Raw genomic sequence first — 25,397 nt, 5'->3', positions numbered from 1 at the left:
TTTGCATAGGAGACTGCATCGGTTGCCATCCGAAGTGTATCTTCGGGGGTCGTCCGTGTAATCCGTCCCATGTGAATCGGTGATGTTCCGACAAAAGTGTGGATACGGGCACGTGGGGCATCCTCAATAGCTTTCCATGCGGCAGTAATGTCTTTCTCTACAACGCGAGAGAGCGCACAAATTTCGGGTCCCTCAACCTCGTTGGCTATCCGATTGACAGCCTCGAAATCTCCCGGCGACGAAATTGGGAATCCGGCTTCAATGATATCAACATTTAATTTGGCAAGGTGCTTGGCAATCTCCAGTTTTTCCTCAATACCGAGTGCAGCGCCGGGGGTCTGTTCAGCATCGCGGAGCGTTGTATCGAAAATATAGACTTTCTGCTGGTTGTTTTGAAAATCGTCCAAGGCTCTATTCCTCCAGATATTTTTATTTTCTATTTCCTGAGTGGCTATGAGTTGTCGGCTATCGGCTACCGGCAGTCAGTAACTCGCTTGTGCCGGTTGGAAATATTCGTAACTCCGACAGATTTCCTACTGACCGCTGATCGCTGACAGCCGACCGCCATTTACATCTCACGGCCGACAGCGATAGCAATCTGTTTCAGTTCTCGCATAAGGGTCTCGAATTGATCTGGGAACAGCGACTGCGCACCATCACCCGTCATTGAATGGTCTGGATCGTGATGTACTTCGAGTAACAATCCATCTGCCCCTGCCGCCACAGATGCCTTTGTCATATCACACACGAGACTCCGGATACCCGTGCCGTGGCTCGGATCAACAATAATAGGTAAGTGGCTTAATTCGTGAATAACTGGCACTGCGTTCAAATCAAGCGTGTTGCGGGTGTGCGTTTCAAAAGTCCGAATACCGCGCTCACAGAGAATGACATCAGGATTTCCTTCTGCGAGGATATACTCAGCGGCAAGGAGCCATTCCTCAATCGTCGCCGACATTCCGCGCTTGAGAATGACAGGTTTCTTTGCCCGTCCGACTTCACGCAATAGATAGAAGTTTGTCATGTTCCGCGTGCCGAGTTGGAACATATCTGTATATTCACCGACGAGTTCGACTTCGTGTGGCGTCATGACCTCGGTGACAATGCCGAGTCCGGTTTCGGCTTTTGCGGCTTCCAGCATTTTGAGAGCTTCTTCACCGTAACCTTGGAAACTATAAGGTCCTGTTCTCGGTTTAAAGGCACCGCCTCTGATGAAACTCGCACCAGCTTTTCGGACCTGTTGCGCAATAGTTACGATCTGTTCCGTGCTTTCTACTGCACACGGACCGGCAATGACCGGAACCTGCCGTCCGCCGATTTTTGTGTCATTGACGGCAATAACCGTCGATTCATCCCGAAACTCACGGCTTGCCAATTTGAACGGTGCCGTAATTGGCATCGTCCGATCAACACCGGACATTGACTCTATCGGAATATCACCAAGCAATGTTTTATCTCCTATGACACCGATGACAGTGTGTCTCTCGCCGACTGAGACTTGTGCTTTCAATCCTACATCTTCGATCCGTTTTACAACAGCATCGACATCTGCTTGTGTCGCATTGGTTTTGGTAACAATTACCATGCTTTTCAACTACCTCCGCCTTCTTAATAGCAAATTTTCGGAAGAGTGAGAGTCAATCATCAGTTGCTCGATGAATGACAACCAAAACACCGAAAAATAATTCTGTCTGTCGCAAATCAAACTCGGTTAAAAAAAATACCCAACATTGAAGTCTACTTCAACGCCGGGTGGTGATAATTGAATCCGTTAGTTTTTGTAATATGGGCATCGCCTACGAACCTTCACCACCTGTCGTTGCTGTACAAATACAAGTACAGATAAAGATACAGATACAATCCAAAAAAGCCAGCAAACAAGTCATGGCTTGTAAACGGCGTAAAAAGAGACCATGTGTACGGGGAAGTGTTTCGTAGAGAGACTGGAGCAACCCGAACATGAGGTATCTGTGCTGTGGTCGTGTTATGTTGAAGCGTTCGCATCATCAAGTTCCTAAAAATTAAAGTCGTAAAAGGGCGCGACCCTAATGTTCTGAAATCAAATTCCGCTATCAAATATCAAAGCGGATCTTTTTATTACTAACGTAAGACGTTATTTCTCAAAAAGCGTTTAAAACTTTCGCAAGGAATAGCGTCTTGAAAAGAAGATACCGTAATTTTCTGTAAAACAATTAATCCTATTATATAATAACACATTTTTTTATGCAAGTCAAATTTCTTTTTTGGTGATCGTAGATGTGAAGCCGTTTTTCAGGCAAAAGGGGTATTTAGTTTTCCGTTTCTTTAGACGTTTTTGATCCCCGGGCCCGGTAGGTGCGGTTTCCCAACCGCACCGGATCCTCGAAAAGCGTCGCGAAACTCAATAATTTCTTAAAACTAAATGCTCCTATCAGCGAATAAAATGGCGTTGACTCCTAAATTAAGGTGTGATAAGATACGAAAAGAGAACACTACGGAGAAAACTATGCCGAAACCAGAACATTTTACACCGATTACCGTTGGGATTATGGGCGGTTCTGCATCTGGAAAGACGACGTTCGCGAGTGCCTTGGCAGAACAACTCGCGGAATTCTCGCCTGTTGTGCTAAATCAAGACTCCTATTTTCGCGACTGGTCGGAATACTCGGAAGCAGAACGGGAACGTGTTATCACTGCGAATCATCCAGATGCTGTTCTATGGGATGCCCTCATCGCAGACATCATGAAACTTCGAGATGGCGATGCGATCAACACACCCACCCCCGGCACCCGTGCTGCGCAACGCGGTGCCGAAAAAGCGAGTGTGCAACCGAGTAAAGTCGTTATTGTGGAAGGACACCTCATCTTCTGGAGTGAAGATTTACGAGACTTGATGGACATGAAACTCTTCCTTGACGTAGATGCACATGAACGGGTCCTACGGCGGATGCTTCGTGATGTTGCGCAACGCGGAGGTGATTTGGAGTGGGCTATCAACTGGTATCGGCGCGATGTCCTGCCTAACTTTCCAGTCTATACTGAACCTTGTAAGCAGTATGCTGATTTGATTATCCCATTCCAAGATGAAAACCCAGTGGCATTGCGAACGCTTGTCGCCGGAATCCGCGCTCGAATCAAGGAAAATGGATCGGCTTAGCAGTTATAGTAAACTAAAAAATAAGTTGACACGCATTCAGCGAACCCTCGCATCGCCGCTGGCGAGGGTTGTAACCTCGCTTACTGTCGATGTCCGAGTAATCATGGGCTTTACTATAACAGTCGCCGAAGATATTTCTATCTCTACTCTCTCTATCTGTCAAAGTCATTTTGACATCACGTCCTGCCACAGTGGCAAGAGTTGTGCCATTTTGGCGAACCTGTTTTTCTATCCTATTCTATCAACGCTACCACATTTTCGGCAGGAATGAGTCCCATTCGCGACTCCTGCCACGCTTTAGTATCTTCCTCTGTAGGAGCGAGTTTCACGCGCGACCTCCGAATCCCCACTTACTACAGGTATCAACTCCGGTCGCATGTTTACGAGTAGCTTTCTCATGATACGTAATTTTGGATAAAAAACAGTTTTGGCACGGAATTTGCTTTACATATAAACAGACAAACAGGGAGGTAACACCTCCAGATCGACTCAGAAGATATTGGCACAAAACTTGCAACCTATTTGGCATAGAACTCGCATCTAACATCTACAAAAGCAAAATTCAAAAGGAGAAAAAAATGAATTACGTAACGACACGCAGACCGATGAGAAACCTGTTTAGCCTCCACAACGAAATGGGACGCATTTTTGGAGACCTCTTTGCTCCTCATGAAAGTGAAACGGATACGGAAGAAACGGCTTGGATGCCCACGGTTGACATCTCTGAAACGGAAAACGGTTATGAAATTCGAGCCGAACTTCCCGGTGTCTCCGAAGAAGATGTCAACGTCTCCGTAACCGACAACGTCCTCACTGTCAAAGGCGAGAAACGGCAGGAACAGGAAACGGAAGGCAAAAATTACCATCGTGTGGAAAGACGGTACGGCAGCTTCCAACGGAGTTTCACGCTACCGAGGAACATTGAAACCGATGCCATTAAGGCAGGATTCAAGGATGGGGTCTTGACCCTCGGAATCCCGAAGGCGGAAGCGGCGAAACCGACTGAAATCTCAATCAAAGTAAACTCTTAATCCAACAACTTGGGTAGCCGCGTTGACTTAACAGTTCCGAGGCTACCCTTCGCATACAAAGAACACACGAACGACAGATTACACTAAAGGAGAATGAAAAATGACTTATTTGACCTTACGCAGACCGACAGGAAATCTATTCGGATTCTACAGCCCGTTTTTCGCGTCTCAACACACAGAGAGCGATGCAGACGGAAACAACTGGGTGCCCTCGGTTGATATTTCGGAAACAGACAATGGTTTTGAAGTCCGTGCTGAACTACCCGGAGTCGCCAAGGACGATCTCCATGTCTCCGTTAAAGATAACCTCTTGACACTCAGCGGGGAAAAACGGCAAGAGCAAGTGGACGATACCCAAAACTATCGCAGAGTTGAAAGGCGATACGGCAGTTTCCACCGGAGATTTAGGCTCCCATCGGAAGTAGAGACAGACGACATCAAAGCCGAATTTAGCGATGGTGTGTTGACGCTCTCCGTTCCGAAGCCGGAAGCCGTGAAACCGACTGCGATCCCGATTACAACTGCATCCTAATACATTTTCCATAGCACAAAATGAAAAGGCTGGCGCGTGAATGTGTCAGCCTTTTTTTTCTGTGATACGCGTGTACGCCTCTCCTTTATCTTTCAAAACACCCATATAGAGAAGCGCAGCAAGGAGCGAACCGACGAATGGTCCTACAAAATAAAGCCAGATGTCTGCGTAGTTACTGCTGACAACAGCAGGTCCCAGAGTCCGGGCAGGATTAAGCGAAGCCCGTGTCAGTGGTCCCCCCATGACGATGCAAAACATCAACGCCAATCCGATAGCGAGCCCTGCGAAGTTCCCTGCTTTCCCGCTCACAGCGGTATTGAAGATGGTATTGACGAGGAAAAAGGTGAGTATGATTTCGACGGTAAGTCCTTGCGTTGCAGTAACCGTGAAGGGTCCCCCATTAGCCTCTGTGGTTAGAATTGTTACACCCAGATCGCCAGGATCCGGTAGTACGATGTTAAGCAGAACTGCCCCCAAAATTCCACCAAGAAACTGCACAATCCAATAACCGACAGCTACAACGAATTCGATTTCGCCTGCTATCAAAAATCCCAACGTCACAGCCGGATTGATATGTGTGCCGGAGATATGTCCGTAGGCATAAATAAACGCTATAACAACAAAACCGTGAGCGAATGCCGCCCCAATTAAACCGCCTGCACCCATCGCTACCGAGCCTGCTCCGATAAAGATGAGCGCGAAGGTACCGACAAATTCGACAACTAATTTCTTTGTATTCATGAAACCCCGCTATGAGTGTCCTATTCTAAAATGACATAGTCTGTTGGATTGATGCCTTCCCATTTCGGGTATTCCAGTTTTCCAGCGTTGGAAGTAGCATGTGTGCCAAATCCATTGAAACCCGATTGCTTCCCAATATGTACGACGATAACTTTATTATACCTTAATTTTACATCAAATTTTGGACAATATTATAGCATTTATGTGGCATCGTCAAAAGTCTCAGTGGTATAGTGCAGCTAAAAATTGTGGACATTCAACCGATGCTATGCTATGCTAAAAGCCACAGAATTTTATTGATATTACACAATAGAGGAGAAACGATGGAAACCAACGAAGACTACACTTCGCGTGTACCGCATTATACGTTCCCAGACACATTGGAAGAGCAGGAAGCAGCGTTGGAGACAAATCCACTGATGCAACGGCTCAATGCTTATCGGAAAACGTATGAAGGTGATCCGCACCGTCCGATTTATCACTATATCAACCCTGAAGCGATGCTCAACGATCCGAACGGTCTCTGTTTCTGGCAGGGACGCTGGCATCTCTTCTATCAGGCATATCCGCCTGAAGATACACGGCAGCACTGGGGACACGCAATCAGCGATGATCTCATCCACTGGCGCGACCTTCCCTACGCGATATATCCGAACCCAGAAAGATGCTGCTTCTCCGGTTCAACGCTTGTCGAGGAAGACCGCGTAATTGCGATGTATCACGGAACGGTTGTCGGTAATATGGTAGCAGTGTCAAGCGATCCATTGCTTCTCAATTGGGAGAAAGTCTCTGGAAAAGCGGTTATCCCATCGCAACACGCCGACGGCACAACACCGGTCTATCGTGTTTTCGACCCATGTATCTGGAAAAAAGACGGTATGTATTACTCGCTTTCGGGGGGTACACTCCCACACGGACCGGGCGGTAAACGAGTCCGTGCGAATTTTCTGCTCCGTTCAGCAGATCTGGCAAACTGGGTTTACCTGCATCCGTTCATCGAAGATGATATGTACACCTTAGTCGGCGATGACGGCGCGTGTCCTTACTTTTGGCCCATCGGCGACCGGCACATGCTCCTTTTCTTCAGCCACATGAGCGGCGGTCAGTATCTACTCGGTGATTATGATACCGAACGCGACAAGTTTATCGTGACAGCAGGTGCGAAGAACAATTTCGGAGCGGCATCCCCTGCCGGTGTTCACGCTCCCTCTGCTGTCCCTGATGGTAACGGCGGTCTTATTGTTATCTACAACATGAACCCAGCGAAGCCCACCAAAGGCTGGAATCAGATCATGACGTTGCCGCGTCGTTTGACGCTTCTCTCGAGAGATGAAGTCGGTATTGAGCCAGCTGGCGACATTGAATCGCTACGGTATGCGCATCAGCGTGTCAATGCGATGACGCTCCCCGCAAACGAGGAGGTCGTGCTGGAAGGCATAAACGGCAACGCCATGGAACTTGAACTCGAAATCGATCCGAAATCGGCACCGATGGTTGAATTGAACGTCCTTCGGTCGCCGCAGAAGGAAGAATTCACCCGTATCGCTTTCTTCAGAGAACGCGGTATGCGTAACCCAGATGTGCCTGACCGCGTTCGCGACAGTTTACTCACGATTGATTCATCCTATTCATCAATCGCGTCCGATGTCCTCTCACGCGCCCCGGAAACCGGAGCCGTCTCCATTTCACAAGACGAGACTCTCAAATTACGGGTATTTGTTGACAAAAGCGTTGTGGAGGTCTTCGCGAATGGGAAACAGTGTGTGGCGATGCGCGTTTATCCCGACAAGGAAGAGAGTGTCGGTGTATCACTGCGTTCACAAGGACAAGCCTGTGAACTCAAATCCTTAGATGCTTGGCAGATGCAGAACATCTATGCTTAATACCAATAGGCACCGTACTTGTGCACGTTATAGTAGTAGGATTTTAAAGCGGATACAGGTTTTAGACAGATAAATGAACAATCGGTTTGATTTTTCATTGACGATGTCCGTCAAATTTGCTATTATCAGGCAATTGATCGGAAGAATGTATCTGATATTTTGTTTTTCACGCTGAATGCTTTGAAACCAATAGGGAGATATTCCAATGATTAGACGAATTCTCTTTTACCTATGCCTCTGCTGTGTATTCGCATCTCTATCTTATGCCCTTGATACCCCTAAAATCTTTACAAAAGATAATGTGCTCGCCGCGGGGTGTTATAATGACGGATTTAGCAGTAGTGATATGACCCTGATTATACAACTCACTGTCGGGAAGGATGTTATTTTTGACGAGGGCTTTGAGGTGAAATATCATGTTCCTGACAAAGACGTTGATGGCTGGACTGAACTCGAATTTGACGATACGAAGTGGAAAAAGGGCATCATCAGCATCGGGTACGGTGATGGTGATGACAATACGGAAATCAAATCAGGGGAGGTCGGTTCACTTTACACGCGCTATCACTTCGATGTGCCTGAGGCGGTCACATCGAAAAAAATTATGTTTCGGATTGACTATGACGATTCCTACATCCTCTGGCTGAATGGGGTTGAAATCGGACGTTCCGCCAATATCGCAACACTCTCTCCTGTAGGTGAAATTCCTGTATGGGATGTGTCGAAAATTGTGGATTCAATGCCCGATGTTGAAGCAACGAAAGTCCCGAAAGGAAAACCGAACAAAGACCGTTGGAAGAAACCTGTCACACCCAGAGAACGGGATGTGCACGAGACAATTCATGAATTTGAGATTGATGTTAAATTTGGGGGGGGCAGCGTTGTCGGTTGAAGCTACAAGCAAATTAACAACGCTATGGGCAAGACTGAAAGGTCATTCCAATTAACAAGAATCATCCGTTTTTTTGCTGCTATTTCCCGATTTGATACTGGGGACTTGACGCTGAATTCTGGGTATCAGCTTCAAGTCTCCTGCATCCCCTGATTTCCGAATTACCCATTATGCTCACAAGCGAGACTTTGAATAAGGAAATCTGATATGGCGGATACATGGGAAAAACTCCGAGGTAAAACCTATCCCGATACAGAGGCGGAACAGTACGCGGCCCTTGAGACGGATGAGACCGTGCGCGACTATAAGAAACGGAGAGAAGCGTGGGCATCAGATCCCTACCGTCCCATCTATCACATGTCCTCTCTCTACGGTATGGGGGATGCGAACGGACTTTGCGAGTGGCAAGGTAGGTATCATCTGTTTTATCAATTCGGTCCCCCAGATGTCAATCGGGTGCACTGGGGACACTGTTATAGTGAGGATCTGGTACACTGGCACGATCTGCCGCCAGCATTGTATCCAGATACCGAACTGCACTGCTTTAGCGGACAGTGCCTCGTGGAAGATGAACGGGTTGTCGCTATCTACCACGGTAAAATGTCGGGGAATAGTATCGCCACTGCCAACGATCCACTCCTACTTAACTGGAAAAAGCATCCGAACAATCCAGTCATTCCGAATGTCGAGACGAATCAATATGAACAGCCTTATAACGTCTTTGATCCGTGCATCTGGAAAGAAGAGGACGGGTACTATTCGATCTCAGGAACATCAACGAACGGTTGGATTCGTGAACGACGCAGATCTGCTTCCCACCTCTTTTACTCAGAGGATTTGACGCACTGGGAATATCTCCACCCGTTGTTGATTGATGATGTTTTCTGCGACTTGGGTGAAGATGGTGCGGTACCAAATTTCCTGCCTATTGGAAACGGTAAACACATCCTGCTCCTCTTCAGTCATAAACGTTCGGCGCGCTACTACATCGGTGAATACGACGATGGAACACACAGGTTTACACCTGAATATCACGGTAGAATCAACCACGGTACTTTCGGTGGTGGGATGGTCTCCTGCCCCTCTGCGACAATAGATTCTCGCGGTCGCCTCATCGCCATTTTAAATTGTTCTGATGGAAGGCAGAGTGAAGAAGCCGCGTCTGGGTTATGTATGACGCTCCCATGGCATCTCACGCTGAAAGAGGACAACGCCCTGGCGATGGAACCGGTAGAAGAGGTGAAAAGTCTACGAGGCACATGCACTCGATTCACTGACATCGCGTTATCAGCGAATGAAGAACGCGTCATTGACAATGCCGCAGGCAAAGCGATTGAAATAGACATGACCGTTGACATCGGAACAGCACGGGAGTTCGGGTTGTATGTGTTCCGCTCCCCAGACGGAAGTGAACGGACAAAAATCTCTATCTACAACCACAGACACGGCAAGACCAACGATAGTCTGCAGATCGACACATCCTATTCCTCCCTCCGTACAGATCTTGTCGGTAAACCCCCAGAAAATGCCCCGCTCCGTCTGAGCAGTGACGGCAAGCTTCGACTTCGCATCTTCCTTGACCGGAGTCTTATTGAAGTCTTTGCCGACAACGGGGAATGTTTGCCAGAATGGGCATTTCCGAGAAAAGGCATTGACAAACTATTTCCACTGTTTTCGCGACAGTGCGCCGTTGCACGCGTCTATCCACAGCAAGAAGAGAGCAACGGTATCTCGCTTTTCGCAATCGGTGGAGAGGCGAAGATCGTTTCGATGGATGTGTGGCAGATGCGCGCCATCTGGCAGGAGTTGAAATATCGGGAGAGAGAGTAGGACGTGCCGGGTAGGAAATAGCCCTATGAAAGCGCGAAACGTTTGACGCAGGCCGTAAATTTTGATAAACTTTACAATAGGTTTGCGAAAATCGCTGTGCGATCCCTTTGTCGGCAGCATCAGCACATTGCGAAAAAGGAGGAGAGCCGTGTCAGTTAGAGGAAAAAAATGGGTCCTTGATACTGTCGAGGAATTATCCGCTTCTGAAATTGAAGAATTGAAGCGTTACTTAGAATACCTCGTCTGGAAATCAGAAATTCCAACAGAAAGTTTAGAAAACTCGCCGGATTTGTCCACACTTAAACGAAAAGGTCAGCCCACACGGATATTAAATGCTATTAACAAATCATATCATGTGACACCGGAAGACGCGGAGGTACTCCTAAACGCAATTAAGGAAGGAGAAATCCCGATGCGTTTTGATTCTGCATTCGACGAGTCGGAAAGTAAATAGTTGATGGACTATTGAAGAATTACGCCGAACAACAAGGAACTCCCTTGTCAGAGAACGATCTTTGGATAGCCGCGACTGCTATGACACTTGATGCGATTCTCGTCACTGCTGACTCAGATTTTCAAAGGATTGCTGGATTCGGATTACAACTGGAAGATTGGACGAATTGATCATGAACATACTTGAACCTGTGTTTCCGCCTGTTACCGTTCGCACAACTTTCAACTTGGATCCGTTTTATAAGCAGTGGATTGACGTGGAAGGATTGCCTGTTGTCGCATCAGCGAAGGTGAATCCTTATGCCGTAAAGGAAGCAGCATGGCTCATTCGGCAGATGATTGGACATCGTCAGGATATACTAAAAGCACTCGCGGAAAACAATGTGCGTTTCGCGGTGATGGCATATAACGAACTCACAACCCAAATCCCTGAACATAGTAATCTGCAACCCGACTACTACTGGGACCGACGCGCTCGCGGTTTGGGTTCCACCCCCGCAAGACCCGCTGTCAGTTGTGGTGAGGAAAATCTGCTTAACTACGCAGGCGACCCTTATTCCACTGAGAACATTTTAGTCCACGAATTCGCGCATGCGATCCACCAAATGGGATTGAATACGGTCGATCCGAGTTTTGATGATCGCCTTACGGTATTGTTTGAAGCGGCGGTTGAGAAAGGGCTGTGGAAAAATACCTACGCCATTACAAGCAGAGCAGAATACTGGGCTGAAGGGACGCAATCTTGGTTCGATACCAATCGGGCAAATGACGACCAACACAATCACGTCGATACCCGTGACAAGTTGAAAGCATACGACCCATCGCTTGCTACGCTGCTCACAGAGATTTTCGGAGATACCGACTGGCGATACACACAGGCGGTAACCCGCACGCATCTCTCACATCTCAAAGGATTCAATCCTGAAGGGTCTCTGAAGTTTAAATGGTCGCCTGAGTTAATAGAATTGACGGAGTTCCACCAGCAGTTGAAGAATCCAGACAGTGATGGTGATGGCAGGTGGATAAACTTAGATGAACAGGATCTCAGTTCACTCCCAAATCTGAAATCTGGAAACGATGATACCGAAACGGCAATCATTTTTATGAACAGCACGAAATCCGAGATTACCTATTATTGGGTGGATTATGAGCGGGATGAGAAATTCTATGGTAGGATTGCACCCGATACCTTTGTCAATCAACACACCTATGACGGACATATCTGGCTCATCAAAGATATGAATGGTCAGAACCTCGCTATATTCCGTGCTGAAGAAAAAACGGGGCGTGCACTTCTTGTTACGGGATCTCCGAATGTGCGATAGAGAGTTGCGACGCTTTGCAACAATTGAATACGATCTCAGGAGAAATATAAGTGAATGAAGTTGTCCAAAAGGTTACTGCTTTTATCGTCCGTGAAAGAGATGGCGTCAAAGAATTACTCGTGTTTAAACATCCAACTGCGGGTGTTCAAATTCCGGCAGGCACTGTTGAAAAGGGTGAAGATATTGAAACCGCTGTAAAGAGAGAAACTTATGAAGAAACGGGCTTACAATTCGTAGAGATTGAAAACTATCTGGGTTGTTTTGAAAATGAATTAGAAAATAACCAAAGAATCATAGCGGAAACAACACAGGTTTATAGTGAGCCAAACTTAACGGCAATTCCCTACAAGCGAAAACTACCCAAAGGGCTTACCGTCGATTACCTTTCCACACAGGAGAATTTCACACACATTTCGTACATTGAGTATGAATATGACAAATCCCACAAGCCCATACATATTGACTCCAACATTACAGGATGGGTCCCGAATGAAAACTTAAGTGCACAGAAAAAGAGACATTTTTTTCTTATGTCTACACAAGAGGAAACAGCAGATGCGTGGGAATTGAAGAGCGATCAAGGACACATTTTCAAGCCGTATTGGGTACCGCTTTTGCCGAAACCTCAGATCATATCGCCACAAGACAAGTGGCTCGATTTCGTCTATGAGAAAATCTGAACTGTGGTAAAATAGAAATTAGAATGGATTGCTATACTAACTTTGTAATTTTATTTTTTCTGGAGAGTTTCAAGGCGGAGGAGATAGGGTAATTATGGAACGTATTAAACTCACTTCACTGGGGCAAATTCGTGAAGCTGATATCACTTTCGGTGATTTGACAGTGTTTGTCGGTGAACAAGCAAGTGGAAAGAGCATTCTGCTTCAACTTGTGAAGTTAATTTCAGATGCGGGCAATATCACGCAAACTCTCAAAAAACACGGTTTTGATTGGCAAAAAAAGTCGGAGAATTTTTTGTCGCTTTATTTTGGCGAGGGAATGGAACATATTTGGAAGAATGATATAACACAAGTCACCGTTGATAAGGTAGATTTTACACCTCGAAAAGCATTATCAAAGAGAAAGAGAGACAAAACTTTCTTTCTAATACCAGCACACCGGGTTGTGACTCTCAAAGATGGGTGGCCTCGCTCTTTTACAGACTACGCGACAAGTGATCCATTCATTGTTAAGGAATTCAGCGAGGAATTGCGCCTATTGATGGAAAAGGGTTTAGGTTCGGGTGAAGGGGCTATATTTCCACAGGTGGGTCGTATGAATAAAATGCTCCGTGACGCGATCGGAAAGAGTATTTTTGGAGAGGCAGAGGTAAAATTGGATAAATCTGGGCTGCGTAAGCGCATCGTATTAGACGTTTCAGGCAGCCAACTACCGTTTATGACTTGGTCGACCGGACAAAGAGAATTTACACCTCTCCTATTGGGATTGTATTGGTTAATGCCTTCGGGAAAGGCAGAGAAGAAAGATAACATAAATTGGGTCGTTATTGAAGAACCAGAAATGGGATTACACCCAAAAGCAATTTCAGCACTGCTCACTGTTTTTTTGGAACTTATGAGACGTGGCTACAAAGTTATTGTATCTACGCATTCTTCGCAAGTCCTAGAACTGGTATGGGCAATACAATATCTTGTTAAAGCAAAAGCTGAGCCAGGGAAGTTGTTGAAAGTATTGGATCTGAGATCCAATTACTTTTCCAAACCCTTGGCAGAAGTGGTGCTTGGAAAAACATTTAAAACTTATTATTTTTCCCGGCAGGATAAGAATGTGCAGGTCAAAGACATTTCAACCTTAGACGCTGAGGATCCTGATGAAGCAGTATCAGATTTCGGAGGTCTGACAGCATTCAGCACTAAAACTTCCGAAGTTGTCTCTGAGGCGATGGGGAGGGCGGATCTGTGAATTTTGCCGATGCCGTTCGGAGAACCTCCGAAATTGCCAATTGTCTAAAAGCAGGGTTACAAGCGTTGGGCGCAAATAGCAGTAAAGTAAAGATTCGCGTGACCAGAGACTTGAAAGGTAGTGTTGATATAGATACTTGTCTCACAAGACGCTATCCGAATGCTCCTCGTTGGGATTACGTATTTGGCTATAAGGACAGGGTTTACTATATTGAAGTTCATCAAGGGAAAACAAGTGAAGTAGAAAGCATTATTTCAAAATTTAATTGGTTAAGACGATGGTGTAAAACAACAAGCCTTGAAACCTTGAAAGATCGGAGTACCTATCATTGGGTTTCAACCAAAGGAACTGACACCATTCAGAAAAGAAGTAAGCACCGTAGAATGTTGGATCAAAGTGGTATCTATGGACCAAGTTCTGGATTGAGACCAGATACTATTCCATAAATATACCGCCACATAAATTCATTTGGCTTGGCACAACTCTCTTGGAGGAAAAAGATGACAACTTATCGAGCAGGTGTAATCGGTTTGGGACGTATGGGTAGCACTTTCGATGATGAAATCACACAAGGCGGATCAATCTTTCTGCCCTATTGCCACGGTCCAACCTACCATGCCGCGCCGAATGTAGAACTGGCAGCAGGTGCAGATCTACACGCCGAACAAGCCGCAATTTTCGGCGAACGGTGGGGACTGAGTTCTGACCATATCTACAGTGACTACCGCGAAATGCTGGAGAAGGAAAATCTGGACATCGTTAGTGTCTGTACGACAGCACGGATACGGTCGACCATTGTGCAAGATGTGGCGCGCTCCAGTGTCAGAGCGATCTGGGCAGAAAAGCCGATTTCGCTCAGTCTCGCTGAGGCAGATGAAATGGTGGAGACCTGTCAAGCAGAAGGTGTCGCGCTGGCGATTAATTGTGCGCGACGCTGGAATCCTTTCTTTAGCGAAGCCCGAAAACTTATTGACGAAGGCGAAATCGGTGATGTGCTTCAGGTGACAGTCTATGCACAGTGCGGACTTTCACATAACGGTAGCCACGCCATCGATATTTTGCGCTATATGGCAGGCGGAAACGTAGAATGGGTTTTCGGTGAAATGGAATCCGATGAAGCCGCCGCGGGTGAAAGTGACTTACAGGGAAACGGCTACCTCGTTTTTGACAATGGTGTGCGTGCGTATCTGCGAAGTACGTCTTGTGGCGCGGCACCGTGGGAGGTCGATGTCATCGGCACAACGGGACGTATCCGTTCCGTCAACAACGCTGAAACCTTCGAGTTGATTCGTGTGATTCCAGGTGGACGGCGCGGACGCGGCGTGCCTGCGCAGTGTCCATTTCCGATTCCCGTCCGGATGCAAGGTATGGGACTAACAATCGTTGAAGATCTCATTAACGCCATTGAGAACGGGACTTCTCCGAAATGTTCGGGAGAAGATGGGCGCGCTGCGTTAGAGGTAGCGGTTGCGCTCCGGGAATCGCATCGCCGTGGGTGTGTAAAAGTGGATTTGCCGATTGAAGACCGGAGTCTCCAGATTCTCTCTTCAGAGATTCAGAATGACGACACTCCTGCTCGAGTTCGACGGTTGCAGGCGCGTTGATAAAAGATGTCTATCTGTATGTCCAGTCATTCTGTGTGCGTTTCTTAAAATCGGACCCTTAGCCTGCAACAACGGCGCAGGTGGATATACGGAAAGGCACATAATGTATCTAAATCCGCCGACCGAACCGCAAGGTAAAATTAAAAACATGAAACCAGCAGATTATGCGTTTTTTAAAGAAAATGGCTACGTCTCACTCGGTAAGATTCTGAGTGATGCCGAAGTTGAGCATTTTGTTCATGCCTTTGACCGGGATCGCACTGAAGTTGAAGATCACTGGTATCGTATCGGACATTATCAGACCGTGAATTGCGATGCCCTTCTGACTTCACCTGAATTCGACAATGCGGTTCGGCATCCAATCGTCATGGATTGCCTACACACACTGATGGGTAATGCCCCTTGCTTTTCAGAAATCTGCATCCGACACATGGCACCGTATGATGGTGAACTGAATCGCGGCTGGCACCGAGATGGTCCCAAGCATTGGCTTGAACATCCGTTGCGCATCGGGTTCATTCAGTTGATGCTATATCTGACCGATGTCGATGAAACGACGCACTGTTTCTCCTTATCACCGGAATCGGTGGAAGCGGAGATTCTCGAAACAGACGCGCAGTTAGAGCGGGGCGGAATTGTGGATTTGTATGGTCCCGCCGGGACAGCCATACTCTTCAACATCGGTGTTTTACACACCGCTACGACCCGTCCGACTCAGGAAGAACGCAAGACGGTGCAAGTCTATTACGGGCATCCGAACCGTCGGTACTTGAGCGAGGATTCGATCATACCTACCGAACTTTGGAAAGACCATCCAGATACTGAGGCGCGTGCCTTTTATAGCGTCTTCAACAACAAGACGCGCGATTACCTTGAACACACGGCTTCAACGGGTGAGTTGCCATTTGAGGACACTTTAGCACTCCTTCGCGAACTGGATGTCAAGCACCGCAAGCGACCGCAGTGAATTGGCGACGAGCTGCTTGGCTTGTTATCACCTAAAGTTCTGAGTCGGTCAAAACTTCCGTCTGTACCGGGTTTACATAGCACTGATAATGTCGTTCGACATCTGCCGTTGGCGTAACACCTTCGTGTACATAGACCCCGAATCGCAGGCGGAAACGGTCATCATCCAGTTCATCCGGCGGATGGTGGAGAATGCTCATCTGTTCCTGCACTGCGATCTCCCCAAAAAAGCCCGGATGTTCAGGATTTTCTGGGTGATCAAACATCGCGATACCGGCCACTCCATCGCCCACTGTCCCTCCTAAATCGCACCACCGTGCGCGTTGATGATGCACGTCTGTTCTGCCAATCTGTCCTTCAGAATTTTCAACGTGCCCTTCCTCCGGGATACCCATTGACGGGTTCAAACGCGCGACAAAGAGGAATTGTCGATCACCAATGTCCAACGGTGGCGTCGTTTCGTGAATAATTTCCAGAAACCGCCGTGTATCGTTCGCATACCAGACCCGGGCGGTCCGCGTTTCTGTCATGATAACGTCGCCATCTCCGTTGACATGGATTAGGTCTTCGACAAATTCAGCGTAGACGTTCCCTTCAGTGATTCGGACAAACCGTTGGTGCAACATCTTCCCGCAGGGTCCGTAAGGTGGTTCATCCCAATCAGACCAGATATTCGCAGATCCACCTTCACCGTGACCTCCATAGGCGAGGTAAAGCCCTGTGTGATGCGGATGGTCGCCGCCGCCAGCCCCGCGGACCACAGTCCCATGGTTTCCGTTGAGGGGCCAGAAGTAAGGCTTCCAGACACCGAGAAAGTTGTATCGTGCGAATAACGCGTCATCGGCAGAAATGAGCAGATGCGCGGGTTTCTGTTCGATTTGATAACGGGCTTTTGGTTGCGGCTCATGGGTCTGTCGGATCGCGTAATGTGCCGATGTCCCCGCCGGAAGTTCGCCTGTCTGCCAGGCAAGCTCACGTATCGTCGGCTCGAATTGACATGGGACATCCTCGCCGGAGGCATGACCGTCCCCCTCCACTATGGACATCGCAAGCACTGATATCCCTTCTTGCCAATCTGGAAAGTAACGTTTCGGTTTGAAATTCATGCGGACGAGATCATTGTTCCGATTGACCGAACCCGCCTCTATTTTAATGAGTACACTTCGATTTTGTGTCAATAGTTAACTCCCTTTCGTTTCACTGTGAAATTGTTCAACCTACCAGCGCAAAGCGCACATCTCTTGCACGACAGACACATCTGATTGACGCAATTCGTTTGAAAGTTGTTCATCATTTCTACCAGTTCTGAATAAAGTCCTCTACCTCGAAATTCGCTGGCATGTCGATCAGTTGATAGCGCATTACGCGTGATGTTCTGTCCGGAACCGACTGGGCAATCTCTGCATCGATTTTCTCGTATAGCGTCGAAAACCGATTCCAGATATTCTCGGCGGCTTCGGCGGAAAAACGCTCTGAGAAATCTTCATAAAGATGGAAATTGAGTCGATGCGCAGAGATTGCACCAATGCGTTCTTCAATCGAAAGTTTACTGACTTCCGGGTCTTTGAGCTTACGGACTTTATCCGCTAATTTTGAGAGGAATACGACCGCGACCATGCGTTCCTCTTCACCCGGGTGTAGTTTCGCCAATCCATCTCTAAAACCCTCAGCGTCTTTGTTACGGATGGCGTGAAAGGTTGCCTCAATCACATCAGATTGCTGTTGTTGGAGTTGGAAGAAATGTTCAAATCGGGTGCGAGCCTCAGTGGGAAGGTGCTGTGTGAATCCCATATTCCAATAAAAATGATCAACGATCGGATACGAATCTCCACCGAAAGCACGATATCCGAGGTGGACCGTCCGTCGCAATTTTGTGCTATAGTTGCTGCCCCAGTGCAACCCCATGTGGCTATAGACGACCCCATCTCCTGCTGACAGTTCGATTGGAATCCCACCCGGCATCGGCTCCTGTGGGCGTGTCAGTAGGTGTTGGTGCTCTGCTGGTGTATTCGGACGGCAGTAGCTTCTTGGCACGAGCCAGAATACGCGATCGTCGTAAAGTGGGATATTCCACTGAACGTAGCCTGGCCCGTTTTTAACATAATCCATCTGCATACCCTTGAGCGGTGCCTGTCCCGTGGGGTCAATATCACGATGCCAACTCGCCGGACCGTGATCTTGCACAGGATTACACATCAGTGCCATCAGTGTGATCGCTGCATCGGGCGCTCTCATGAGTTGTTGACTCACACCGAGTGTGTTCTCATGCAGACAAAATTCGACAGTATTAGCGGTGTCGGCATCAACGACCTCATCGAAAAACACTCTCGGCTGTGCACTCGTTGTCCAAACGCCTCCGGGTTTCTCTTCCGGTTTCCGTTCGCGTGCCCAGACTACTTTTTGCTTCTCGACGAGGGTTTCAAAACTCGTTCTCAACGTTTCCAGTTGATCAGGTGGAACAACCTGTCGCAGCACGACGTAGCCGTCATCAATGAGTTGCTGTGGATCTACCTTCATTGTCAGTTCCCGTTTCTAACAGATAGCGTTTAGTGGGATCCCCGAAACTTCAGGACCTTGGGCAGTTTCTGTGTTACCCCAAACTTCTGGAAAAAATGAACCACTTACGTTGTCTGAATTTGACAATCATTAACGATAAGACTGCGCGGTTTTAATCCGCCCCCAGGTAAGACTCAACTTCCCGATGGACTGGACCGCTAATCCCTGTGACTCAAAGTTCTGCTTGATTTCTTCGGCGGTCAGTGCTTTCTCATAGATGCGTACTTCGTCCACCGCACCTATCAAATAGCCATCGGTATTGCCATCTTGAGCAATGTTCCAGTTCGTTTCACCGCCGCCTAAATTGCCGGACATTGCCTCATCCTCTTTGACGAGGGCACTATCGACATACACCTGTGCCTTATCGGCTTCGCGTGTCGCCACTACATGATGCCATTTGCCGTCGGCGTAATCCTCATCGGTTGTCCACGCTTTTCTGATGTTGTTTGCCTCTTCGGTATAGTAGCGGAGTTGTCCGGTATTTTGATTAAAACCAAGCCGAAAGAAATGATCGAAGAAATTCGTTTTGTTTGTCAGAATATATTGCCAGCCGACGCGACTGTTAGGGGTTTTCAAAAACCATGCTTCATACGTCGCTGGTTTCTCCCCGATATTGAAAAGGATCGGCAACTCCACACAATCCGGTTTTCCACCAAAATTAAGTGCTTCTCCGAGATGCCCTTTGATGGACTCCGGCTCACCGACGATTGTTCCGTCCTTGCCGCCAACGAGATCTTTAACGGTATCGCCAGCGATGTCGTTTTTGTCAAGCGTGTAATAACTCACTAAGCCGTCTGTAACAACTTGAGCTTCCACCCCAACAATTAAGATGAAAGTACAGAGGAGGGCAAAACCGGTTTGAAATGCCCACCAATTTAAACGTTTCGGTTTCATGACAGCCTCCATTTTTCCAGTTGAGTGATACGATGTGGAAAATTAACGGATACCCTCTGAATCGCGTTTATCACATTTCGATTGTTGCCATAATGGCAAATATGAGGAAGATTGTCAATAAAAAAATCAAACTGATTTTTGATTGACTTGTGTGTCCAAAACTGGTATCCTCATAACAACGCATTAATATCATTAAATACAAGGATAGAAATGTCCCAAGAGCAAGTACTTCTGATTAATAGTGTTCGACTTTGGACAGCCGTTCAAGGTACAGGGATACCGATGGTGCTTTGTCACGGCGGTCCCGGTAGTTACGACTATCTCGGACCCGTCGCCGATATGGTTCCTGACTTATGTCAGATTGTCCGATACGATCAACGTGGAAGTGGTCGCTCACAATTGGTAGGTCCCTACGACGTATCCACATTTGTTGATGATTTAGAGGGATTGAGAAGGCATTTCAATTTTGAACGTTGGATTGTTGGGGGGCATTCATGGGGCGCAGGACTTGCTTTAGCCTATGCCGTTAGATTTCCAACTCAGACGATAGCGGTACTTCACATTGCAGGCACAGGTATTGATGACCGATGGCACGATGAATATCGCGAAAATCGGTTGAATGCACTCAGGGAAGTAGAACGTGAAGAATATCAACGTCTGCGTGCACAAAGGGAACACGTTGAGGGTTCTGAACAGGAACGAATATTAGGCAGACTTCGCACTTTAAGTCGCATGACAGATGTATTTGATCCGAATCAAATTGACAACCTTCCAAGTTTTGATGAATACCCTGTGAGCAATGAAGCGAACGAGAAGGTCGGCGCAGACTGGAAGAATTACACCAAAGATTCAAGATTCCGGCAATCGGTTTACAATCTGTCCATGCCTGTTCTCTTCCTTCATGGTGTTTGTGATCCTCGTCCGAGTCACTTTATAGAGACACTTGCCTCCAAGTTCCCTCGTAGTACGTTTGCATCGATCCCCGAATCGGGACATTATCCTTGGGTAGAGAAACCCGATGAAGTGAAAGCATCACTCAGGCAGTTTGTAGTAGATTACGTAATTAAGGAGACAGTAGGAGCAAGTAGACTTTAGGAGAAAATAAAACGATATAAGTGGATACACCACTCTATTAATAGCACGGGAGGTCAACAGATGAAACCGAGATTGAGCATCCTTATTCTATACGCAGGTATACTTGTGTCTTTACCCTTTGTCGGTTGCGGAGTCGTTATACCAGAGGGGGAATATGAGGCACCGCAGTTGCCAAAATCTGAACTCGCCACTATCAAAATTGACACAGAGGGAGGCTGGTTGCAACGGTATCACCTAATTGTGTTCCGAATTGATGGTAAGTTAGCCGTGAGTAAAAATATTGAGGCGCGTGAAAAGATCTCTATTGATGACGAGATTCTGGTCGCGCCAGGGAAGCACGATATGTCATTGCTCGTTGTATACGAATCTTTTCATGAGGATACACCGAGTGACCGCCAAGTTGTGTCGAGGTTTTCTGCTGATGTAGAAGCTGGCAGAACCTATTTTCTGACAGGGGAGTTGAGTAGTGAATTCAGCCTGAAGAGTAAACTGGTCGATACAAATAGAGATAAAGTCGTTAGCAAACCAAAGCGTTTCATTCCATTTGAATTTAGTGGTTCATTATAAGTAATTCTAAAATTCACCATAGTTTGAAATAGGAGACAGTATGCTAATTCGCGGTGAAGACAGTGCTATCAATCTTCCGTCTACACTGACAGAAGAGGAAAAATGGCACTACGATCTGTTTGGTTACCTGATACTTCGGCAGGTGGTATCGCCAGTAGAGGTAGAACGGATGCTTGAGATAGCAAACGGGTGGTTCGCACACCCTGAAACAGCACCTGAACCGGTGAACGTCACCCAAGATGAATATAGTGGTGTGTTGAATAATGTTCAGTACGGTGATCGGATTTTCGAGCGATTATCGCTCAATGAAAAGGTGATGCGGATTGTGATGGGGTTGATGTGGAACCGTCCAAGGCTCTTCAATTGTGCCCTCGTTTTGCAAAAGCAACGTCCTATCCCTGAAGGTGAAAAAGAGAGACTCCACCGCGACACCAGCGGTTTTGACTTCCCTGATGGATTCCGTAACCCGCACAACGACTACCAAGCCGGAAATGGGCAGATCTACAGCAATTACGTTAACACCGCCATAACGCTCGTTGATGTACCGAAGGACAACGGTTTCATGTGTATCCCCGGCACGCACAAATCGCGAATTACGTTTCCTACAACGATTGACATTGATAACGAATGGGCACCTGCAATTACTTTTGAGTTGAAAGCAGGGGACTGCCTCGTCTTCTCGCCGCGGCTGATGCACGGCGCGAAATTCTGGAAAGTTGATTACCCACGCCGAGTCGTCTTCAATCGGTATCAATTCAGCTTCTATTTCAATGAGAACTACAATTTGCCGGTAGAGAAGTACCGACATTGCATCTCTGACGATGAATACGAATTAGAGTCGATCCAACGAAACGAAAAGGGGTTTGCTAAACGGATCCTCAAAAAACTGGAGAACAGGGAGGAACTATGCTGACACAGGAAGAAAAATGGCATCTTGATCTGCTCGGTTATTTTGTGGTGCGTAGCGCCGTGCCGAAAGCGGATGTCGAACTGATGAAGGCACAGATGTTTGAGTGGTCCGAATGGGACGCGTCAGATTTCCAGCCCCCCATGCGAATCAATGCCCCAGAAGGAAAACCGTGGTGGGTCTACAACATGCATTATGGACATGAGGCGTTCCAACGGCTCATCTTGAACCCAGAAATCCTGCGCGTAGCGACTGCCTTGACCTGGAATCAGCCACGAGTCTTCGATGTTGTAGCGAATATTTGCTATCCCAACGCTGACGGTTTGGAACTGCACGGTGGACATAAAGGGTGGTTCCGAAGTCCACACCACCAATACCAGGTCGCGAACGATGAGATCTTCGCGAGTTTCTTCAATCTTTCTGTTTCGCTTGTGGATGTGCCACCCGGTAATGGATTTGCCTGTATCCCCGGAAGCCACAAATCGAACTTCCAATATCCAGAGGACATTACAATGGACGATCCGCCACCGACGGTTCACAATGTTCCAGTGAACGCTGGTGATTTTATCGTATTTCTGCCGAACACACGTCACGCTGGACGACGCTGGAACCATGAAGATTATCCCCGGATGACAGTGTTCTTACGTTGGGTCTATGCGAAGCAGTTCCACCACGCCGACTCGTCTTGGTGGCTTCCGTTTGATGCGCATAAAGACGAAATTCCAGAGGCACTTCACGAACTTGAAAGTCGCAATCACGGACAGCGGAAGGCGTTGAATGAACTCATAGAGCCGTATAAAGTAGATGTTCCAGAATGAAATGCTACCTAATAGGATTTTAAAAGAGTATTAAAACTATTCAGTTAGGAGTCGGGATTCGAATATCCCTCCTACCCAGCTTAACCTCAAAAAAGCGTTGACGCGAAGCCAGAAAATTGGTAGGATACAGAAAAAATTACGCTTTGTGTTACAGGACTGGAGAGATAGATGGCAGACCGGACGAATCGAGAAGTGATTGCCCAATGGCGCGATGAACCCGCTCCACTGCTTGCCTTACTACACGCCTTCCATGACCGAGACGGGTTTATATCGGAGGCAGTTCTTCGCGACATCGCGGTCGGACTGCGGATCCCACTTGCTGAACTCTTTGGTACGTTAACGTTCTACCACCATTTTGCACGTGAAACCCCAGGACAGGACGCACCGCGCGTCTGTACTGGACCCGTCTGTCGTCTGCAAGGTGGGTTGGAAATCCTTGAAGCACTCAAAGACGAAGGCGCGACCCCAATGCCGTGTGCCGGAAGGTGCGACGATTGTGTGCCAGTGCTGAAAGGGCATCAGGTGCTCGTCGGAAAACAGGTAGATACGCTCTCCGTACAACCCACCCCTTTACCGCCACCACATCCGGGCGATGGTGAAGAATGCATCTTCGCCGAAATTCGCGAATCTGAACGCAATACATTAGAAGGCTATCGACGCACTGGGGGTTATGAAGCTTTAACCCGTGCCTTGACAACACTCACACAAACAGATGTGATTGAAACGCTTAAAGAGAGCCAACTTGCAGGCAGAGGCGGTGCTGGATTTCCAACAGGCATGAAATGGGAATCGGTTTTGAATGCTCCCGGCGAACCGAAGACGATCGTCTGTAACGCCGATGAAGGCGAACCCGGATGTTTCAAGGATCGGGTTATCCTCGATTATGCCCCACATGCCGTGATTGAAGGGATGACGCTCGCTGCTTACGCAACAGGTGCGACGCGAGGCTTTATCTATCTCCGATATGAGTACCCAGAAACCTTAAAGATACTTGAACGCGCACTCGCAGAAGCGGAGGCAGCGGGACTGCTTAGCGAGGCTATCCTCGGAAATAAACATCGGGGTGAAGACTTCAATTTCCATATCTATATCCGACGGGGGGCTGGTGCTTATGTCTGTGGGGAGGAAGGCTCTCTATTGAACAGTCTGGAAGGGAAGCACCCGTTTCCAAGGAATCGTCCACCTTATCCGGTAACACATGGGTTTGAAAACTTACCGACCGTAGTAAACAATGTGGAGACACTCGCCGCTGCTGTCCAGATTGTACGATACGGCGCAGCGTGGTATAAAAATCTCAGCTACGACGAAAATTTGGCAGGCACGAAGATTATTAGCCTCTCCGGCGACATCCAGAGACCGGGGAACTACGAGGTGCCTTTCGGACTCCCGTTAAAGACGCTCCTCTACGAATGGGCAGGTGGGGCACCAGAGGGACGTGAAATTCAAGTGATCACGACAGCGGGATTATCAGGTGGATTTATCGCTGAGACCGACTTTGACATTACTATTGACGAGCCGAGTTTCCAAAAGGTGGGTGCGATGCTTGGCGCAGCAGGAATTATGGTGTTTGATGACACGCGAGATATGCTTGATGTTGCGCGCAATGCTATGGAATTCTTCGCTGAGGAATCTTGTGGAAAATGTTTTCCGTGCCGCATCGGCACGCATCGCCTGACAGAACTTCTCTCTGAGCCGCTGCAACCAAATTCGGAGGCACTCATCTTGGAGATTGGGGCAGTTATGAGGGCAACAAGTGCGTGCGGTCTCGGGACCGCCGCACCAAACATTACAGATAGCCTGATACGCATTTTAAATTATTGAATATAAGCCGCTGTATCCGTTGTCTTTGCAGGTTTCTAATGAGTAAGAAACTACTCATCATTGAACACTTGTTAAAAACCTATGGGCGAACGCAATTTTCCATGAGACTTTACGTGTTCCACACTGCAAAGTAAAATCAAGAAGCAAAAAACGGAGCTCGTAACGAAACGGAGAGCGGATAAGTGGAACGAATGTCCAAGATTCAAATGTATGTCATTACTCCGCAAGGAAAAATTAAAAGATGTGGAGTCGCGGATTTATTTTTCTTTGCGCCATCGTGTTCGTTGTCGGTTTGGTAACAGGACCCGTCCAGATGTTGTTTCCTGTCTACGCCGAGACGATCTTAGAGGAGACCGCACTGTTCGCAGCGTTGTTGCGGGCACTGCCTATCGGGTTAGGTGGACTCTCGGCACTGATAGGTGG

27 protein-coding genes are annotated in these 25,397 nt (G+C 47.6%); 21 read left to right on the top strand and 6 right to left on the bottom strand.

The genetic code is table 11. From position 1 onward, the window contains the following. Together J4G07_11935 and aroF are read right to left on the bottom strand one after the other, a co-directional pair. Positions 1–482 (bottom strand): hypothetical protein (locus J4G07_11935; GenBank protein MCE2414706.1); only part of this gene is annotated, 482 nt, incomplete at its 3' end. Between the two features lie 86 nt (positions 483–568). Beyond that, on the bottom strand, positions 569–1,585 hold the full coding sequence (gene aroF / locus J4G07_11930; protein MCE2414705.1) for a 3-deoxy-7-phosphoheptulonate synthase: 1,017 nt from the start codon (positions 1,583–1,585) through the stop codon (positions 569–571). A gap of 900 nt (positions 1,586–2,485) precedes the next feature. On the opposite strand from aroF, the gene J4G07_11925 reads away from it, so the two are divergent. From J4G07_11925 to J4G07_11910, 4 genes are all read left to right on the top strand, one after another. After that, positions 2,486–3,136 carry an AAA family ATPase gene (locus J4G07_11925; protein MCE2414704.1) on the top strand — a complete coding sequence of 217 codons (651 nt, stop codon included), beginning with the start codon at positions 2,486–2,488 and terminating at the stop codon, positions 3,134–3,136. Then, a complete protein-coding gene (locus tag J4G07_11920) occupies positions 3,123–3,407 on the top strand; it encodes a hypothetical protein (GenBank protein ID MCE2414703.1) in 285 nt (94 codons plus the stop codon). The genes J4G07_11925 and J4G07_11920 overlap by 14 nt, the downstream gene beginning before the upstream one ends. Positions 3,408–3,714: 307 nt before the next feature. Then, entirely contained in the window at positions 3,715–4,167 is a 453-nt protein-coding gene (locus J4G07_11915; protein ID MCE2414702.1) for an Hsp20/alpha crystallin family protein, read from the top strand. A 100-nt stretch (positions 4,168–4,267) separates the two neighbouring features. Beyond that, positions 4,268–4,699: an Hsp20/alpha crystallin family protein gene (locus J4G07_11910; GenBank protein MCE2414701.1), complete on the top strand. Its 432-nt coding sequence runs from the start codon at positions 4,268–4,270 to the stop codon at positions 4,697–4,699. A 45-nt stretch (positions 4,700–4,744) separates the two neighbouring features. Here the strand turns inward: J4G07_11910 and J4G07_11905 are convergent, their stop codons facing one another. Then, positions 4,745–5,440: an aquaporin gene (locus J4G07_11905; GenBank protein MCE2414700.1), complete on the bottom strand. Its 696-nt coding sequence runs from the start codon at positions 5,438–5,440 to the stop codon at positions 4,745–4,747. Positions 5,441–5,763: 323 nt separating this feature from the next. On the opposite strand from J4G07_11905, the gene J4G07_11900 reads away from it, so the two are divergent. From J4G07_11900 to J4G07_11850, 11 genes are all read left to right on the top strand, one after another. Continuing rightward, a complete protein-coding gene (locus J4G07_11900) occupies positions 5,764–7,323 on the top strand; it encodes a glycoside hydrolase family 32 protein (protein ID MCE2414699.1) in 1,560 nt (519 codons plus the stop codon). Between the two features lie 205 nt (positions 7,324–7,528). After that, positions 7,529–8,215: a hypothetical protein gene (locus J4G07_11895; protein ID MCE2414698.1), complete on the top strand. Its 687-nt coding sequence runs from the start codon at positions 7,529–7,531 to the stop codon at positions 8,213–8,215. Between the two features lie 207 nt (positions 8,216–8,422). Continuing rightward, positions 8,423–10,045, top strand: a complete 1,623-nt coding sequence (locus J4G07_11890) for a GH32 C-terminal domain-containing protein (protein ID MCE2414697.1) — start codon at positions 8,423–8,425, stop codon at positions 10,043–10,045. Between the two features lie 148 nt (positions 10,046–10,193). Next, positions 10,194–10,499 (top strand): hypothetical protein, encoded by a 306-nt coding sequence (locus J4G07_11885; protein ID MCE2414696.1) that lies wholly within the window; start codon positions 10,194–10,196, stop codon positions 10,497–10,499. A 44-nt stretch (positions 10,500–10,543) separates the two neighbouring features. Then, entirely contained in the window at positions 10,544–10,669 is a 126-nt protein-coding gene (locus tag J4G07_11880; protein ID MCE2414695.1) for a PIN domain-containing protein, read from the top strand. Positions 10,670–10,671: 2 nt separating this feature from the next. Then, positions 10,672–11,823 carry a hypothetical protein gene (locus J4G07_11875; GenBank protein ID MCE2414694.1) on the top strand — a complete coding sequence of 384 codons (1,152 nt, stop codon included), beginning with the start codon at positions 10,672–10,674 and terminating at the stop codon, positions 11,821–11,823. Between the two features lie 50 nt (positions 11,824–11,873). After that, positions 11,874–12,503, top strand: coding sequence for an NUDIX domain-containing protein (locus tag J4G07_11870; GenBank protein ID MCE2414693.1), 630 nt, complete (start codon positions 11,874–11,876; stop codon positions 12,501–12,503). 94 nt (positions 12,504–12,597) lie between these two features. Further along, the gene (locus J4G07_11865; protein MCE2414692.1) at positions 12,598–13,746 is read left to right on the top strand and encodes an AAA family ATPase; all 1,149 of its coding nucleotides are present in this window, start codon (positions 12,598–12,600) and stop codon (positions 13,744–13,746) included. Beyond that, complete coding sequence (locus tag J4G07_11860) at positions 13,743–14,192, top strand: hypothetical protein (GenBank protein ID MCE2414691.1); 450 nt, start codon at positions 13,743–13,745, stop codon at positions 14,190–14,192. The genes J4G07_11865 and J4G07_11860 overlap by 4 nt, the downstream gene beginning before the upstream one ends. 54 nt (positions 14,193–14,246) lie before the next feature. Then, the gene (locus tag J4G07_11855) at positions 14,247–15,350 is read left to right on the top strand and encodes a Gfo/Idh/MocA family oxidoreductase (protein MCE2414690.1); all 1,104 of its coding nucleotides are present in this window, start codon (positions 14,247–14,249) and stop codon (positions 15,348–15,350) included. Positions 15,351–15,453: 103 nt separating this feature from the next. Next, complete coding sequence (locus J4G07_11850) at positions 15,454–16,317, top strand: phytanoyl-CoA dioxygenase family protein (GenBank protein MCE2414689.1); 864 nt, start codon at positions 15,454–15,456, stop codon at positions 16,315–16,317. Between the two features lie 31 nt (positions 16,318–16,348). Here the strand turns inward: J4G07_11850 and J4G07_11845 are convergent, their stop codons facing one another. The 3 genes from J4G07_11845 to J4G07_11835 form a co-directional block, all read right to left on the bottom strand. After that, positions 16,349–17,494 (bottom strand): PmoA family protein, encoded by a 1,146-nt coding sequence (locus tag J4G07_11845; GenBank protein MCE2414688.1) that lies wholly within the window; start codon positions 17,492–17,494, stop codon positions 16,349–16,351. Positions 17,495–17,612: 118 nt separating this feature from the next. Beyond that, on the bottom strand, positions 17,613–18,833 hold the full coding sequence (locus tag J4G07_11840) for a phytanoyl-CoA dioxygenase family protein (GenBank protein ID MCE2414687.1): 1,221 nt from the start codon (positions 18,831–18,833) through the stop codon (positions 17,613–17,615). A 129-nt stretch (positions 18,834–18,962) separates the two neighbouring features. Then, positions 18,963–19,766: a LamG domain-containing protein gene (locus tag J4G07_11835; GenBank protein ID MCE2414686.1), complete on the bottom strand. Its 804-nt coding sequence runs from the start codon at positions 19,764–19,766 to the stop codon at positions 18,963–18,965. 210 nt (positions 19,767–19,976) lie between these two features. Between J4G07_11835 and J4G07_11830 the strand changes: the two genes are divergently transcribed. From J4G07_11830 to J4G07_11805, 6 genes are all read left to right on the top strand, one after another. Next, a complete protein-coding gene (locus tag J4G07_11830; GenBank protein MCE2414685.1) occupies positions 19,977–20,861 on the top strand; it encodes an alpha/beta hydrolase in 885 nt (294 codons plus the stop codon). 60 nt (positions 20,862–20,921) lie between these two features. Further along, positions 20,922–21,428, top strand: coding sequence for a hypothetical protein (locus J4G07_11825; protein MCE2414684.1), 507 nt, complete (start codon positions 20,922–20,924; stop codon positions 21,426–21,428). Between the two features lie 40 nt (positions 21,429–21,468). After that, positions 21,469–22,341 carry a phytanoyl-CoA dioxygenase family protein gene (locus J4G07_11820; protein MCE2414683.1) on the top strand — a complete coding sequence of 291 codons (873 nt, stop codon included), beginning with the start codon at positions 21,469–21,471 and terminating at the stop codon, positions 22,339–22,341. Then, on the top strand, positions 22,335–23,153 hold the full coding sequence (locus J4G07_11815; protein ID MCE2414682.1) for a phytanoyl-CoA dioxygenase family protein: 819 nt from the start codon (positions 22,335–22,337) through the stop codon (positions 23,151–23,153). Before J4G07_11820 ends, J4G07_11815 begins: the two co-directional genes overlap by 7 nt. Before the next feature lie 168 nt (positions 23,154–23,321). After that, a complete protein-coding gene (locus tag J4G07_11810; GenBank protein MCE2414681.1) occupies positions 23,322–24,974 on the top strand; it encodes an NAD(P)H-dependent oxidoreductase subunit E in 1,653 nt (550 codons plus the stop codon). Positions 24,975–25,215: 241 nt separating this feature from the next. Continuing rightward, positions 25,216–25,397 (top strand): hypothetical protein (locus J4G07_11805; protein ID MCE2414680.1); only part of this gene is annotated, 182 nt, incomplete at its 3' end.

Source organism: Candidatus Poribacteria bacterium (assembly GCA_021295715.1).
Classification (GTDB): Bacteria; Poribacteria; WGA-4E; order WGA-4E; family WGA-3G; genus WGA-3G.
The sequence above is the reverse complement of the archived record's forward strand: the minus strand, read 5'-3'. Positions and strand labels throughout refer to the sequence as shown.

What these genes read in the sequence shown, in the direction of transcription:
- J4G07_11895 (MCE2414698.1), top strand. Translation starts at nt 7,529, where the DNA reads ATGATTAGACGAATTCTCTTTTACCTATGCCTCTGCTGTGTATTCGCA.
- J4G07_11855 (MCE2414690.1), top strand. Translation starts at nt 14,247, where the DNA reads ATGACAACTTATCGAGCAGGTGTAATCGGTTTGGGACGTATGGGTAGC.
- J4G07_11920 (MCE2414703.1), top strand. Translation starts at nt 3,123, where the DNA reads ATGGATCGGCTTAGCAGTTATAGTAAACTAAAAAATAAGTTGACACGC.
- J4G07_11890 (MCE2414697.1), top strand. Translation starts at nt 8,423, where the DNA reads ATGGCGGATACATGGGAAAAACTCCGAGGTAAAACCTATCCCGATACA.
- aroF (MCE2414705.1), bottom strand. Translation starts at nt 1,585, where the DNA reads ATGGTAATTGTTACCAAAACCAATGCGACACAAGCAGATGTCGATGCT.
- J4G07_11825 (MCE2414684.1), top strand. Translation starts at nt 20,922, where the DNA reads ATGAAACCGAGATTGAGCATCCTTATTCTATACGCAGGTATACTTGTG.
- J4G07_11865 (MCE2414692.1), top strand. Translation starts at nt 12,598, where the DNA reads ATGGAACGTATTAAACTCACTTCACTGGGGCAAATTCGTGAAGCTGAT.
- J4G07_11810 (MCE2414681.1), top strand. Translation starts at nt 23,322, where the DNA reads ATGGCAGACCGGACGAATCGAGAAGTGATTGCCCAATGGCGCGATGAA.
- J4G07_11840 (MCE2414687.1), bottom strand. Translation starts at nt 18,833, where the DNA reads ATGAAGGTAGATCCACAGCAACTCATTGATGACGGCTACGTCGTGCTG.
- J4G07_11910 (MCE2414701.1), top strand. Translation starts at nt 4,268, where the DNA reads ATGACTTATTTGACCTTACGCAGACCGACAGGAAATCTATTCGGATTC.
- J4G07_11905 (MCE2414700.1), bottom strand. Translation starts at nt 5,440, where the DNA reads ATGAATACAAAGAAATTAGTTGTCGAATTTGTCGGTACCTTCGCGCTC.
- J4G07_11820 (MCE2414683.1), top strand. Translation starts at nt 21,469, where the DNA reads ATGCTAATTCGCGGTGAAGACAGTGCTATCAATCTTCCGTCTACACTG.
- J4G07_11900 (MCE2414699.1), top strand. Translation starts at nt 5,764, where the DNA reads ATGGAAACCAACGAAGACTACACTTCGCGTGTACCGCATTATACGTTC.
- J4G07_11850 (MCE2414689.1), top strand. Translation starts at nt 15,454, where the DNA reads ATGTATCTAAATCCGCCGACCGAACCGCAAGGTAAAATTAAAAACATG.
- J4G07_11815 (MCE2414682.1), top strand. Translation starts at nt 22,335, where the DNA reads ATGCTGACACAGGAAGAAAAATGGCATCTTGATCTGCTCGGTTATTTT.
- J4G07_11835 (MCE2414686.1), bottom strand. Translation starts at nt 19,766, where the DNA reads ATGAAACCGAAACGTTTAAATTGGTGGGCATTTCAAACCGGTTTTGCC.
- J4G07_11875 (MCE2414694.1), top strand. Translation starts at nt 10,672, where the DNA reads ATGAACATACTTGAACCTGTGTTTCCGCCTGTTACCGTTCGCACAACT.
- J4G07_11925 (MCE2414704.1), top strand. Translation starts at nt 2,486, where the DNA reads ATGCCGAAACCAGAACATTTTACACCGATTACCGTTGGGATTATGGGC.
- J4G07_11830 (MCE2414685.1), top strand. Translation starts at nt 19,977, where the DNA reads ATGTCCCAAGAGCAAGTACTTCTGATTAATAGTGTTCGACTTTGGACA.
- J4G07_11915 (MCE2414702.1), top strand. Translation starts at nt 3,715, where the DNA reads ATGAATTACGTAACGACACGCAGACCGATGAGAAACCTGTTTAGCCTC.